The organism is Vibrio sp. J502, assembly GCF_025397955.1.
GTDB classification, from domain to species: domain Bacteria; phylum Pseudomonadota; class Gammaproteobacteria; order Enterobacterales; family Vibrionaceae; genus Vibrio; species Vibrio anguillarum.
Genome location: NZ_CP104554.1, coordinates 24,779 through 38,575, shown reverse-complemented (window position 1 = coordinate 38,575; position 13,797 = coordinate 24,779). Strand labels below are relative to the sequence as shown.

Annotated in this window: 5 protein-coding genes and 5 pseudogenes; 4 read left to right on the top strand and 6 right to left on the bottom strand. The window is 46.6% G+C overall.

Annotation, left to right across the window (positions count from 1 at the left end; genetic code table 11):
- Positions 1-59: 59 nt before the first annotated feature.
- From lptG to N5E84_RS21325, 3 genes and pseudogenes are all read right to left on the bottom strand, one after another.
- Positions 60-1,131, bottom strand: a pseudogene (lptG, locus tag N5E84_RS00220) (LPS export ABC transporter permease LptG).
- Positions 1,124-1,342 (bottom strand): hypothetical protein, encoded by a 219-nt coding sequence (locus N5E84_RS21330; RefSeq protein WP_410001428.1) that lies wholly within the window; start codon positions 1,340-1,342, stop codon positions 1,124-1,126. The pseudogene lptG and the gene N5E84_RS21330 overlap by 8 nt, the downstream one beginning before the upstream one ends.
- 73 nt (positions 1,343-1,415) lie before the next feature.
- Positions 1,416-2,096, bottom strand: a pseudogene (locus N5E84_RS21325) (LptF/LptG family permease).
- Between the two features lie 326 nt (positions 2,097-2,422).
- Here N5E84_RS21325 and pepA point away from each other — a divergent pair.
- From pepA to N5E84_RS00200, 3 genes and pseudogenes are all read left to right on the top strand, one after another.
- Positions 2,423-3,932: pseudogene (pepA, locus tag N5E84_RS00210) on the top strand (leucyl aminopeptidase).
- 67 nt (positions 3,933-3,999) lie between these two features.
- On the top strand, positions 4,000-4,449 hold the full coding sequence (locus tag N5E84_RS00205) for a DNA polymerase III subunit chi (protein ID WP_017043380.1): 450 nt from the start codon (positions 4,000-4,002) through the stop codon (positions 4,447-4,449).
- A gap of 94 nt (positions 4,450-4,543) precedes the next feature.
- Positions 4,544-7,405, top strand: coding sequence for a valine--tRNA ligase (locus N5E84_RS00200; protein WP_069212114.1), 2,862 nt, complete (start codon positions 4,544-4,546; stop codon positions 7,403-7,405).
- A 66-nt stretch (positions 7,406-7,471) separates the two neighbouring features.
- Here N5E84_RS00200 and N5E84_RS00195 read toward each other — a convergent pair.
- Together N5E84_RS00195 and N5E84_RS00190 are read right to left on the bottom strand one after the other, a co-directional pair.
- Positions 7,472-8,432: pseudogene (locus N5E84_RS00195) on the bottom strand (D-2-hydroxyacid dehydrogenase).
- A gap of 29 nt (positions 8,433-8,461) precedes the next feature.
- Positions 8,462-9,194, bottom strand: a pseudogene (locus N5E84_RS00190) (pseudouridine synthase).
- Positions 9,195-9,442: 248 nt separating this feature from the next.
- Between N5E84_RS00190 and N5E84_RS00185 the strand changes: the two are divergent.
- Positions 9,443-10,714: an NRAMP family divalent metal transporter gene (locus tag N5E84_RS00185; protein WP_019282509.1), complete on the top strand. Its 1,272-nt coding sequence runs from the start codon at positions 9,443-9,445 to the stop codon at positions 10,712-10,714.
- A gap of 77 nt (positions 10,715-10,791) precedes the next feature.
- Here N5E84_RS00185 and rapA read toward each other — a convergent pair whose 3' ends face one another.
- Positions 10,792-13,701 (bottom strand): RNA polymerase-associated protein RapA, encoded by a 2,910-nt coding sequence (gene rapA, locus N5E84_RS00180; RefSeq protein ID WP_019282510.1) that lies wholly within the window; start codon positions 13,699-13,701, stop codon positions 10,792-10,794.
- Positions 13,702-13,797 lie beyond the last annotated feature (96 nt).

The following is a 13,797-nucleotide window of genomic DNA, read 5'->3' as shown; positions in this document are numbered from 1 at the left end:
GGAATAACAAAAAGGAAAGTTTGCCCTTCCTTTTTGTTAATAGTTCTTACCTGTCATTTTTAGAGTTTTCGTCTTAACAACATTACGGCAACGCTGAGAAACACCAAACTGGGTGCGACGGCACCAAACACTGGTGGGATACCATAAACAAGACTCAGTGGGCCGAAAAACTCACTGGAAATATAAAATGTAAAGCCTGCAATCACGCCTGACAAAATCCTTGCGCCCATAGTAACGCTGCGCAATGGCCCAAAAATAAACGACAGTGCCATTAGCATCATCACAGCAATAGAAAAAGGTTGAGTAATTTTACGCCACAACGCCAGATCGTACCGTGAAGCATCTTGCTCCGACGTTTTTAAATAGCTGACATAATCATACAAGCCACTCAGTGACAACTCTTCAGGCTTGACCGTGACAACCGCCAGTTTGTCTGGAGCTAATGAGGTCGTCCAACGGTATTCAGGTAATGTTTGCTTTGTTATCAATACATCATCGCGCATGTCGGTGATTTGAACATTTTTCATTACCCATTGATTGTCTTTATCGTAATCCACCTCTTCGGCAAAAAGGATGTTTTGCAAACTCTTATTGTTATCAAAGCGCCACATATTTAAGCCATAGAGTTTGTTGTCATCAATTTTACCAATAAAGATAAAATCATTCACATCGCGCGCCCCACACACCGCTGCGCACTGAAACAATACTACCGCCAGAGAGAGAAAAAGCTCGCAGATCTCGCGCCATCTTCTGCGCTTGGGGTGCTCCCCATTGGCCAAGCAAGGTGACAATGATCATTAATGGCACTGCGGTTTTTAATACCGACATACCGATATTAAGCTTAGAAAACCCCGCAGCTTGCATGACAACGAGCTCAGAACTTGATGCCAACATACCTAACCCAATCAACGCACCGAGTAAGGCGGCCATAGGAAAAAACATCTCGATATCACGAGGAATGCTCAACACCACAAACAGTAAAGCTTGCAGTAAATCGTAGCTTCCTTCCCCGACTTTCCTCAATTGCTCAACATATTTGATAATGCCGGACAAACCAACAAAGGTCGCCAGCACTAGCGAGGTTGTCGCAACAATAGTACGGCCGACGTATAAATCTAAAATCTTAAACACGCGTTATGCTGCCTTCTTTAGTCCTTAGTTTATCTTTGAAGCGCCGCACTGGCACACTGTCCATGATATTCACTGAAATCGCCGCCAAAAGTAACGCAGCATTGATTGGCCACATACCGATCACCGTAGCAAGTGAGCCATCTTCAATGGCGGACCTGGTTGCGCTGATGGCCATAAAATAGGCCAAATAAATTAAGATTGCAGGTCCCATTTTCGCAAGCGTCCTTGCCGAGGGTTAACCGCCGACAAAGGGACCACCAGCATGGTGAGTAATGGAATACAAATCACCAGAGAAATTCGCCATTGCAACTCAGCTTTCGCTCTTCGATCGGGTTGGAAAGCAGATTGGATGTCGGTAACGCCTCCCAATCACGTCCTTTGGGTTTAACTTCACGCTGCCCAATTAAACCTTCGTATTCGTCAAATTTTGTGATCATATAATCAACGCGTGTTGGCACGCCTTCATAGCGAATCCCGTCATACATGGTGATCATCTGACGGCCATCACTGAGCTCTTTAACATCACCAGAATTAGAGAACATCACACTCGGGAGTATCGAATCCTTTGGTGCAAGCTGCGCAACAAACACATTATGCAGTTTTTTGTTTTCAATATTTTCGATGAAAACTACTGAGGAACCATCTGGTGTGCGTTGAAATTGTCCTTTCTGTAGCAAATCAACACTATTTTCTGCTGCGAGCTGCTCCATTAATTGTGCTTCTTTGTCTTGGCTCCAAGGCGCCAACCAGAATGCGTTAAATGCTGCAGCACCTGAAGTGATCAAAGCCAAATAGAGTGCAGCACGGAGTCAAAAATTTATTGCGATGCCAGTGGCATTCATCACCGTAATTCGCTTTCTGCGTACAAACGCCCAAAAGTCAGTAAGATGCCCGATATACAAACTCAAAGGCAGCATTAATAACCCCATTGCGGGCATATTTAAACTCACAATAGATAAGATCATTCGTGCTGGAATGTCACCATCGGAAGCTTCAGCAAAACGCGAATAAATCGTTGGCTAAGAAACACGAGAAACAGTACGAAAAAGATCGAAAATTGGCTCTTGAGTGTCTCGCGGATCAAATATCTACAATAATCACGCTGAAATTACCTATACAAAACTTGTTTTTTTGATTGAATCACTATAATTTCCCGTTGAACCTTTATTTTTTAAAATTTTCACTAACTGTTAGACGTTCAATTAAAAGTAGATCCCAAACTCGGATTCAACCACTAAGAGCACATTATCTAACATTTAGTTCTATTTGTCTTCAGGATGTAGGAGTACGCATGGAGTTCAGTGTAAAAAGTGGCAGTCCAGAGAAACAACGTAGCGCATGTATCGTTGTTGGAGTGTTCGAACCACGCGCCTTTCTTCCAGTAGCAGAGCAGCTTGATAAAATCAGCGACGGCTATATTAGTTCACTACTTCGCCGTGGGGATCTCGAGGGTAAACCCGGCCAGATGCTACTGCTGCATCAAGTCCCTGGTGTTCTGTCTGAACGCGTTTTACTGGTAGGTTGTGGTAAGAGCGCGAATTAGGCGAACGTCAGTACAAAGAAATCATTCAAAAAACCATCAGCACACTGAACGAAACGGGTTCAATGGAAGCCGTATGTTTTCTGACTGAACTACACGTTAAAGGTCGCGATACTTATTGGAAAGTACGCCAAGCGGTTGAAGCAACCGGAAAGATGGTCTGTACACCTTTGATCAATTCAAGAGCGTGAAACCTGAGACTCGCCGCCCCACTGCGCAACTTGTCTTTAACGTACCGACTCGCCGTGAGCTTAACTTAGGTGAGCGCGCGATTACACACGGCCTTGCGATTGCATCCGGTGTGAAAGCGTCGAAAGATCTCGGCAATATGCCACCCAACATTGCCAACCCAGCTTATCTTGCATCTCAAGCGCGCCGCTTAGCGGACGACTACGAGAGCGTCACCACCAAAATCATTGGTGAAGAAGAGATGGAAAAGTTGGGCATGACCTCTTACCTCGCTGTCGGTCGTGGTTCAAAAATGAGTCGATGATGTCGGTCATTGAGTACAAAGGCAACCCAGATCCAGATGCAAAACCAATTGTGTTGGTGGGTAAAGGCCTAACGTTTGATTCCGGCGGTATTTCATTAAAACCAGGCGAAGGCATGGATGAAATGAAGTATGACATGTGCGGTGCGGCGTCAGTCTTTGGCGCAATGAAAGCATTGGCTAAATTGAAATTGCCATTAAATGTCGTGGGTATCTTAGCCGGCTGTGAAAACATGCCAGGCAGCAATGCCTATCGCCCTGGTGACATTCTCACGACTATGTCTGGCCAAACGGTTGAAGTACTCAATACCGATGCCGAAGGTCGCTTAGTGCTATGTGATGCACTCACTTACGTTGAGCGTTTTGAACCCGATTGCGTGGTAGATGTGGCGACACTAAACTGGCGCTTGTGTGATTGCATTAGGTCACCACATCAGTGGCGTGGTTTCAAACCACAACCCATTGGCGCATGAATTGGTTAATGCTTCCGAACAAGCAAGCGATCGCGCATGGCGTCTACCAATGGCCGACGAGTACCACGAGCAGCTAAAGAGCCCATTTGCTGATATGGCAAATATCGGTGGTCGCCCTGGTGGTACGATTACCGCTGGCTGCTTCTTATCTAAATTTGCTAAGAAATATAACTGGGCGCATTTGGATATTGCTGGCACCGCGTGGAAGTCAGGTGCAGCAAAAGGATCAACAGGTCGTCCCGTCTCATTGCTCGTCCAGTTCTTATTGAACCGCAGCGGCCAAGAGTCTGAGGAATAACCTCAAAATGTGAAAAGGGCCGCAAGGCCCTTTTTTGTTGATGAGCGATTAGATAGTAGGTGACAACATGCAGCGAGCCACCTTTTACATTGTGAACGAAGAAAGCCCTCAGGCAACGCTGGCAGGCTTTGAGCAATATGTCCTATTTCTGGCTCATCACTTCGCCAAACAAGGGGCAAAAATTTATCTGCATTGTGATGATAAAACTCACGCTGAACAGTTTGCCGAACATTTATGGCAAGTGCCTGCAGAACAGTTTGTCGCGCACAATCTGGTGGGTGAAGGCCCGAAATACTCAACTCATATCGAGATTGGCTACCCCAACGTCAAACCCAATTGGAATCGTCAACTGGTAATAAATGTGGCGGATAATCATACAACCTTTGCGAACGCCTTTGCTGAGGTGGTAGACTTCGTCCCCTGCGAAGAAAAAGCAAAGCAACGAGCACGCGAAAGGTATAAAATCTACCGTCAAGCTGGCTACCAATTACAAACAATCGAGATCCAACATCCATAGGTCAAACCTTATAGTTAAGGCGATCTTTAACAAGATCCTTCACTTATGAAGTTTGACTAAGATTAACCATTCACAGTATCCATTTAAGAGCACTATGGAAAAGACATATAACCCAACAGCAATCGAACAAGCTCTGTATCAGACTTGGGAAGAGAACGGCTACTTTAAGCCTCACGGTGATACATCAAAAGATGCGTACAGCATCATGATCCCACCGCCGAACGTCACTGGTAGCCTTCATATGGGTCACGCATTCCAAAACACCATTATGGATACTTTGATCCGCTGCGAACGCATGAAAGGCAAAAATACCTTATGGCAAGTGGGTACAGACCACGCCGGTATTGCTACCCAAATGGTGGTTGAACGTAAAATTGCCGCAGAAGAAGGCAAAACCAAACACGATTACGGTCGTGATGCCTTCATTGACAAAATTTGGGAATGGAAAGACGAATCAGGTGGCACCATCACTAAACAGCTTCGCCGCCTTGGCGCATCGGTAGACTGGGATCGTGAACGATTCACTATGGATGCGGGCCTATCAAATGCCGTTCAAGAAGTGTTTGTTCGCCTTTACCAAGAAGATTTACTCTACCGTGGTAAACGTCTTGTGAACTGGGATCCAAAACTGCACACTGCAATTTCTGATCTAGAAGTAGAAAACAAAGACGTCAAAGGTCACATGTGGCACTTCCGTTACCCACTGGCTGACGGCGTAAAAACAGCAGACGGTAAAGACTACATTGTTGTTGCGACCACTCGTCCTGAAACCATGCTGGGTGACACAGGCGTAGCGGTTAACCCTGAAGATCCACGCTACCAAGCTCTGATCGGCAAAGAGATCATGCTGCCAATCGTCAATCGTCGCATTTCTATCGTGGGCGATGAGCACGCAGACATGGAAAAAGGCACAGGTTGTGTGAAGATCACCCCTGCTCACGACTTCAATGACTATGAAGTCGGTAAGCGCCACCAACTGCCGATGATCAACATTTTCACCTTTGATGCCAACATTCGTGACGCCGCCGAAGTGTTCAACACCAATGGTGAACCAAGTGACGCTTACAGCAGCGATCTTCCTGCTAAATACCAAGGCATGGAGCGCTTTGCGGCACGTAAAGCCATCGTAGCTGAATTTGAAGCTCTCGGCCTGCTTGAAGAAATCAAAGATCACGACCTCACCATTCCTTACGGTGACCGTGGTGGTGTGGTTATCGAACCGATGCTGACCGACCAATGGTACGTACGCACAGCGCCACTAGCGGAAGTCGCAACCAAAGCCGTTGAAGATGGCGAGATTCAATTTGTGCCTAAGCAGTACGAAAACATGTACTTCTCATGGATGCGTGACGTGCAAGATTGGTGTATCTCACGCCAACTTTGGTGGGGTCATCGTATTCCTGCTTGGTATGACAACGACGGCAACGTTTATGTCGGCCGTAACGAAGAAGAAGTGCGCGAACAAAACAACCTAGCACCAGTGGTGGTACTGCGCCAAGATGATGATGTATTGGACACTTGGTTCTCCTCTGCTCTTTGGACTTTTGGTACACAAGGCTGGCCAGAAAATACTGAGGCACTAAAAACATTCCACCCGTCTGACGTTCTTGTTACTGGTTTTGACATCATCTTCTTCTGGGTTGCACGCATGATCATGATGACCATGCACTTCTGTAAAGATGAGAATGGTAAACCACAAGTGCCATTTAAAACTGTTTATGTCACAGGCCTTATCCGTGATGAAAACGGCGACAAAATGTCAAAATCTAAAGGCAACGTGCTTGATCCTATCGACATGGTCGATGGTATTGATCTTGAATCTCTGGTTGAAAAACGTTGTGGCAACATGATGCAGCCACAGCTTGCAGCCAAGATCGAGAAAAATACACGTAAAACCTTTGAAAATGGTATCGAATCTTATGGAACCGACGCACTGCGTTTCACGCTAGCAGCGATGGCTTCAACCGGTCGTGATATCAACTGGGACATGAAACGCCTAGAAGGTTACCGCAACTTCTGTAACAAACTCTGGAACGCGAGCCGTTACGTGTTGATGAATACCGAAGATCTCGATTGTGGCTTTAACGCAGGTAGCGAGCTTGAGTATTCGTTAGCCGATAAATGGATCGAGTCTCAATTTGAATTGGCGGCTAAAGAGTTCAACAACCATATCAACAACTTCCGTTTAGATATGGCGGCAAATACCCTTTACGAATTCATCTGGAACCAATTCTGCGACTGGTACTTAGAGCTGACTAAGCCCGTATTATGGAAAGGCAGTGAAGCGCAGCAACGTGCAACACGCCGTACATTAATTACGGTATTAGAGAAAACATTACGCCTCGCGCACCCAGTGATCCCGTATATCACTGAAACCATTTGGCAAAGCATTAAGCCATTAGTGGACGGCGTTGAAGGGGATACCATCATGCTGCAAGCGCTGCCTCAGTACGATGAAGCGAACTTCAACCAAGCGGCGCTGGATGATATCGAATGGGTGAAAGCCTTTATTACTAGCATTCGCAACCTACGTGCCGAGTACGATATCAACCCAGGCAAACCTCTTAACGTGATGCTAAAAGCCGCCAACAAGCAAGAAGTGGCACGTTTAGAAGCGAACAAAGCGGTACTGTTGTCACTGGCTAAACTGGAGGCTCTACGCGTTCTTGAAGAGGGTGAAGAGACTCCCGCTTGTGCAACGGCGCTGGTTGGTCAATCTGAACTGATGATCCCAATGGCTGGTTTGATTGATAAAGATGCGGAGCTAGAGCGCTTAGCAAAAGAGATTGCTAAAACTCAAGGCGAAATCAAACGCATTGAAGGCAAACTCAATAACCAAGGGTTCGTCGCTAAAGCACCCGAAGCCGTTGTCGCTATCGAGCGTCAAAAGCTGAATGGCTATCAAGATACCTTGGTTAAACTGGAAGAACAGAAAGCGACCATAGCCGCGCTATAATCGCGATTGCGTTACCATTAAAAAGGTCGGTGTGAAAATACCGACCTTTTTTGTTTATTCACGCCATCAGCAGACGCGATTTTTGTGCTCTCCGCGCTCAAACGCGGCAATGTTATCCATCAAAATCGTTGCCAATTGTGAAATAGCTGAGTCACTACCCCATGCCACGTGTGGTGTAAGCAACAAATTTGGCAAATCCATATTGGCTAGTAAGGGATTTGTTTTATCCGCTGGTTCTCGACTGAATACATCCACTCCAGCGCCAGCAATTTGCCCAGATTTCAATGCTGTCACAAGTGCTTGCTCATCAACCAAACCACCACGGCCTGCGTTAATCAACAATGTATTAGGCTTCATCATCTTTAATTCGTTCTCACCTATCAGATTTCGGGTTTGTTCGCTCAATGGGCAATGTAAACTCACAACATCCGCCTCCGCTAACATTTGTTCAAAGGGCATAAAACCTTGCCGGCATAACTTGGCCCCTTTCGTTCAGCAAATATCACCTGCATGCCTATCGCTCGTGCCAACGTTGCGGTTGCCTGTCCGAGCGCGCCACTCCCGACTACACCAAGCGTTGAACCTGCAACATCCCCTATCGGATGAGTAAAAAAGCAAAATTGTTGATTGCGCTGCCACTCGCCATTGGCAATATCTTGATGATAAGCAAACAGGTTACGCCTTAAGGCATAAATCATCCCAACTACATGTTCCGGAACAGAACGGGTGGCGTAGCCTTGAACATTCACCAGTGCGATGCCTGCTTCACGACAGTAATCGACATCGACGTTATTGACGCCTGTGGCCGACACAGCAATCAAGCGCAATTTCGGACATTGTGAGAGTAGCACCCTATCCAGCACCACTTTATTGGTGATTACGATATCGGCTTGAGATAGGCGATCGAGCGCTTGTTCGGCAGAAGTAAAGTCAAACTCAAGCCAATGATGAGCAAAAGGTAAGCTTGGCAATCGAATATAAGCAGGATTGTGGCCCTATCGAGAAAGACAACCGTGGGTAGTGACATATCAGCTCCTTGTCGCCACCCACATCACACTAAGGTCGTGGCAACGTTTTGTAATCTGGTAATTTTCGCTCAGGATCAAAGTGTTGCAAATTTGCTCTTGTGCTTCGGGATAAAAGTCACAAGCAACAAAAAGGTTACGCAACCAATGACTCTTTGGGTGATAAAAACTGAGCTCTGCGGCATGCAATGCTAAGCGATCAGAAAAATCTTGCGCTTCTTGCGGGGCATAAAACTCATCACCCACAATCGGATAACCCAAAGCTTGCATGTGAACACGTAATGGTGCGAACGGCCAGTTACGGAAGAAGACGTACAATTGTCGTTTTTTCTTCTCTTTTCGCTACTTGATATAAAGTTTTTGATGGTTTTCCATCTTCAAAGCAGACTTTCTGTTTAGGCCGATTTGGCCAATCGCAAATCAGGGTAACTCAACCACCCCCTCGTCAAGCCCCATTACGCCCCACACGCGAGCGTAATAAATTTTATGCGTTAAACGGTATTGAAACTGCTTTTTCAATGCCCTTCCGCGTATTTATTTTTTGCCAGCACCATCAAGCCAGAAGTCGACATATCCAAACGATGCACAACTTGGATCTCTGGATATTGCTCAGCCAAACGACTCCACATACTGTCGTGATGCTCAGGCAAGCGTCCTGGAACCGACAGCAGACCTGAAGGTTTATTCACCGCGAGAATCTGCTCATCTTCATAGACAATATCAATCCAAGGATCTGTGGGCGGCGTGTATTCAAGCATAGCCATCGAAGGTTTCTCCTAAAAAAATCGGCGCATTATAACAACCTCTCCGCCAAGCCAATAGAGAAGAGTCATCTTAGTTTCGTTAAATCACGAAATCGTCAGTAAGTTAGCCTTGCTTAGAAATATCACTTGAAATGTAACTTAAAATTGACAGATTAACTGGGTGTGATATTGATTGATGAGCTTGACATTAAAGTCAGCTTCAAAAGCAAAAATTATAAATAACACAACATCAAGTCTAAGGAACAAGAATGGAACACAGCGTCCCTTATCAATCGGCCAAACGTTTAACCCTATCACAACTGCTTCGTTCACTCGGGCCGGGCATTATGATGGCAGCAGCAGCCGTCGGCGGCTCTCATCTCGTCGCGTCAACTCAAGCAGGCGCAATTTATGGCTGGCAACTCGCAGGCCTCATTTTGCTGGTCAACTTATTAAAATACCCCTTTTTTAAGGCTGGCATTCAATACACCATGGGGACAGGCAAAAGTTTAGTACAAGGCTATGCTCATCTCGGGCGTGCTTACTTATGGGTTTTTGCCCTCTTAAGCGTGGTATCGGCCATTATAAACACCGCCGCGTTACTGCTGTTTAGCGCCAGCTTACTGGCCTATTTTGTCCCTTTTGAGCTGGGCAATATTGTTCTTTCCGTGATTGTGCTGACCACTTGTTTGCTGATCCTTTTTGCAGGCCACTTTCGCGCGCTCGACTCACTTTCTAAAATGATTATGGCAGTACTGACAATCGCCACCTTACTCGCCGTGGTGATTGCCGTCGCAAACCCAGCGCAGATAGTAGTGGAAACTATTTCACCTTCACCTTGGACACTCGCCGCGATCGGTTTTTTGGTAGTAACTATGGGCTGGATGCCCGCACCCATTGAGATTTCGAGCATCACTTCAGTGTGGCTCAAACGTCAATGCCAAGAGCAGCAAGTGACGCCGCAATCCGCACTATTTGATTTCAATGTGGGCTATATCGGTACTGCAATCTTGGCGATTGTATTTTTGGCGCTTGGTGCCTTAGTACTACACGGAACAGGCGTTGAGCTCTCGAAATCTGGCGTCGGCTTTTCGCATCAATTGGTCGGATTGTACGCTTCAACCATAGGTGAGTGGTCACGTTATTTGATTGCAGTGATCGCCTTTTTCTGTATTTTTGGTAGCACCATCACCGTTATTGATGGCTATTCACGAGTGATTGCAGAATCACAACGTCTTTTGCAAAACAAAGAGAGCCAAAGCCCACGTTGCTACCAAGCTTGGGTCATCGTGGTATCGGCTTTAGCGCTGGCCATCATTGCCTTTTGGGCTTCAGCACTGATGCCAATGCTGAATTTTGCGATGATCATGGCGTTTATGACCACGCCAATTTTTGCGCTGCTCAACTATATACTGGTGACTAAAACACCTTTACCAGCTGAACTCGCAGTAGGAAAAAAACTCAAAGCGCTGTCTATCGTAGGGCTTGTTTATCTGTTTGGCTTTTTAGCGCTATTTATTTGGTGGAAGTGGATTATGTAACAGCAGACAAAACAAAGGCCTTATCGAAAAGGCCTTTGTTATTTTTAATGTAACGCCACAAGGGCCAAGTAAAGGGATCAGTTATGCGTCACAACGATTAAACGCAACGAATCCAGTTGGAATTGCGCTTTACCGATGTAACCGCTTAACTCGTTAATCTGCTCTTCAATCGCGCTGATCTCTTCATCACGAATGTTCGGGTTGACTGCTTTAAGCGCCAATAAGCGCTCCAGTTCACCGTTTAAGCTCGACTGCATCTCTTTTTGCGCTTGTTCACGAATCGCTTCAACACGGCTCACAACTTGGCTTTCACTGGCAGCAATTAAGCTATGCACATCATTTTGTACCGACGTAACAAGCTTGCTGGCCAAATGACGATTCACAGGGCTTAATTGGCGGTTGAAGCTTTCAAACTCAACTTGCGCGGAGAGATCATTACCACGCGCATCCATCATCAAACGGATTGGTGTTTGAGGAAGGAAGCGGCTGATGCCACTGCGTTTTGGCGCTTGTGCATCCACCACATAGATCAACTCAAGCAGCAAAGTCCCAACAGGCAGAGCTTTATTTTTCAGCAGAGAAACCGCTGATGTTCCCACGCCTTCGCTCATCAGTAGGTCGATCCCGCCTTGAATCATCGGGTGTTCCCAACTGATGAAATTCATATCTTCACGCGATAATGCCGTATCACGATCAAAAGTGATGGTCGCTCCTTCATACGGCAAACCGGGGTAGCTTGGCACCATCATGTGCTCTGATGGTGTGACCACCAGCGCGTTTTCACCCCGATCATCTTGGTTTAAACCGATCGCATCAAATAAGCTCAAAGCGAAAGTAACCAAGTTAGTATCGCCATCCGTTGATGCTATACTTTCGACGATTTTCAATGCTTTTTCGCCACCGTTTGAATGCATTTCAAGCAGTCGGTCACGCCCTTGTTCAAGCTGAGCCTTCAACGTTTTGTTGAGCGTTGCTGACTGTTCAATGATCTCATCCAGCGTATCGATATTTCCCGAAGCCAGCATGTCAATCAGATCATCGGTATATTTATCATACACAGCGCGGCCTGTTGGGCAGGTTTCAGCAAATGCATTCAAGCCTTCATCAAACCAACGCGCCAAAATCGCTTGCGATGTGCCTTTAAGGTACGGCACATGGATATCGATATCACGGTGTTGACCAATACGATCCAAACGGCCAATGCGTTGCTCTAAAAGATCTGGGTTAAACGGCAGATCAAACATCACCAACTGGTTAGCAAATTGGAAGTTACGCCCTTCAGAGCCGATTTCACTACAGATAAGCACTTGCGCGCCACCCTCTTCTTGTGCGAAATAAGCGGCGGCTTTATCACGTTCTAAAATCGACATACCTTCATGAAAAACCGTAGCGCGAATGCCTTCACGCTCACGCAGCGCTTGCTCCAGTTGTAACGCGGTGCTAGCGCGAGAAGCGATCACTAAAATCTTTTCGCTGCGTTTCTCTTTCACTTTTTCAAGCAGCCAATTCACGCGAGAATCGAACTGCCACCAGCTTGCATCATCGCCTTCAAACTCTTGGAAAATCTCTTCGGGATAGAGCATTTTCATCGCGCGAGCCTGAGCACTGAGCTTACCGCCGATCATGCCAGCCACTCGCATCGAAGTCGTGTATTGCGTGGGGATTTCCATCGGCATCAAGTGCACATTACGCACAGGGAATCCTTTAATCGCAGCGCGGGTGTTTCTAAACAGCACGCGGCCTGTGCCATGGCGATCCATCAGATTATCAATCAGCTCTTGGCGAGCAGAGGCTTTGCTCTCTTCATCGGCATCGCTTTCAATAATGCGAAACAGCGGCTCAACGTCTTGCTCTGAAAGTAGCTCGGTGATTTGGTTTTTGGCTTCGTTTTGCAACTTCTCACCCGAAAACAGGGCACTGACTGAATCGGCTACGGGCGCATATTGCTCTTCTTCTTCAACGAACGCCTCATAATCGTAAAAACGATCGGGATCGAGCAAACGCAAACGCGCAAAGTGGCTTTCACGGCCCAATTGCTCCGGCGTTGCCGTTAGCAGCAGTACCGCTGGGGTGTTTTGCGCTAGCCCTTCGACCACTTGGTATTCGCGGCTTGGTTTATCTTGGCTCCATTCTAGATGGTGCGCTTCATCCACCACCAATAGATCCCACTCCGCCTCAAGTGCTTGTTCAAAACGTTGACGACTTTTACGCAGAAAATCGAGCGAACAAAGCACATATTGCTGAGTATCAAAAGGGTTATGTGCTTCAGCGAACGCTTCAACACAGCGCTCCTCATCAAAAATGGAGAAATGAAGATTAAAGCGACGCATCATCTCCACCAACCATTGGTGCTGCAAGGTTTCCGGCACCACAATTAAAATACGTTCCGCGCGGCCAGAAAGCACTTGTTGATGAATGATCATCCCCGCTTCAATGGTTTTACCTAACCCGACTTCATCGGCTAATAACACGCGGGGCGCATGGCGACGGCCAACCTCATGTGCGATATAAAGCTGATGAGGAATCAGGCCCGCGCGCATGCCACATAAACCACGCATTGGGCTTTTGTGTTGTTGATATTGGTTAGTCAGGGCGCGATAACGCAACACAAAATTATCCATGCGATCAATTTGACCTGCGAACAATTTATCTTGCGGTTTGTTGAAACGGATTTGGTGACTTAAGAAAATTTCACGTAGCGCCACGCCGCTTTCATCGTTGTCTTCGCGCGTACCGAGATAAGTGAGTAGTCCTTGTTCTTCAACAACTTGCTCAACGCGTAGCGACCAGCCTTCTTGGCTTTCAACCACATCGCCGCTGTTGAACGTCACTCGTGTTACCGGGGCGTCACTGCGTGCATAAACGCGGTTTTCTTCTGATGCAGCAAACATCAAGGTCACAGTACGCGCATCAAGCGCTACCACAGTACCTAAACCAAGATCACTTTCTGTATCGCTTATCCAGCGTTGCCCCAAAGCAAAACTCATGAATCGACTACCTTATTTATTTGGAATGGATTGTATCGATCTGCTACCACGTGAAGGCAACCCCTAATTATGATTGTTGTTGGAGTGTGGTGCAGA